Annotated in this window: 2 protein-coding genes; one reads left to right on the plus strand and one right to left on the minus strand. The window is 59.8% G+C overall.

What is annotated here, in order from left to right; translation table 11 throughout:
- Positions 1-345, minus strand: a 345-nt coding sequence (locus tag L692_RS0102150; RefSeq protein WP_025696782.1) for a Na/Pi symporter, incomplete at its 3' end; no start/stop codon positions are given.
- 114 nt (positions 346-459) lie between these two features.
- Here L692_RS0102150 and L692_RS0102155 point away from each other — a divergent pair.
- Positions 460-1158 (plus strand): class I SAM-dependent rRNA methyltransferase (locus L692_RS0102155; RefSeq protein WP_025696784.1); only part of this gene is annotated, 699 nt, incomplete at its 3' end.

Below are 1158 nucleotides of genomic sequence, written 5' to 3' on the forward strand. Positions count from 1 at the left end.
CGCCAGCAGCGGTGCGGCGAACCGGCCGATTTGCAGGCCGATCAGCTCCGTCGTCAGGCAGGTGCCGATGTTGCTGCCGAGAATAATGCCGAGCGTCCGCGCATAGGTCAGCAGCCCGGCATTGACCATGCCGATCGACAGCACCGTTACGGCGGTGCTGCTCTGCAGAAGGGCTGTGAGCAGGGTGCTGGAGGCCATGCCCATGAGGGGCGTGGCCGTCGCTCTGTTCAGGACGCCGGTAAGCAGCGGACCGGCCAGCCTCGACAGCGCGGTCTCCATCAGCTTCATCCCGGCAAGAAAGATCACAATGCCGTATAATACAGGGAACAGCACTTCGCGAATCATGGCAGCGGTTCTCCTTTTTTGAGCAAGGGTTGTACACCAAATATATGAATCCGGCATCCGGGACATGACAGGGGCGCGGCCCCATAACTAAACAAACATCGGGAGTTGAAGCTAGTGGCATCGGTCATTTTACAACGCAGCCGCAAGAAAAGGCTGGAAGCGGGGCATCCGTGGATTTACGGCAACGAAGTGGAGACGGTAGAAGGAAGTCCCGAAGAGGGAGGTCTGGTGGACGTCTTCAGCCACCAACGAAAATATTTGGCGACCGGATACTACAATCCGGCGTCGCAGATCCGAATCCGGGTCGTGTCGCACAAGCCGCTTGCGGCGATGGATACGGCCTTTTTCACGGAAAGATTTGCCCGCTGTCTGAAGCACCGCGAACGGTTTCTTGGCGGGGAGAGCGCCTACAGGCTGGTGTACGGCGAGGCTGATTTTCTGCCGGGTCTGATTGTCGACCGCTTCGGCGGCGTGCTCGTCGTGCAGCTGCTGACGCTCGGAATGGACAAGCGCCGCGCCGAAATCGTCGAAGCGCTGGTGAAGGTTTTGAAGCCGATGGGCATTTACGAACGAAGCGATGTCGGCGTGCGCGAGCTTGAAGGTCTGGAGCAGAGGACGGGAGTTCTGTACGGCGAATGCCCTCGCCATGTCACCGTGACCGAGAACGGGCTGAAGCTGATTGTCGACATCGAGCAGGGCCAGAAGACCGGGTATTTCTTCGATCAGCGGGAGAACCGCGCATCCATCGCTCCGCTGATGACCGGCTGGGGAGCGCGCAGCGGGATTACGCTTCAGGAGGTTGCGGGCGAAGAC

The organism is Paenibacillus forsythiae T98 (genome assembly GCF_000520735.1).
GTDB lineage: Bacteria > Bacillota > Bacilli > Paenibacillales > Paenibacillaceae > Paenibacillus_AQ > Paenibacillus_AQ forsythiae.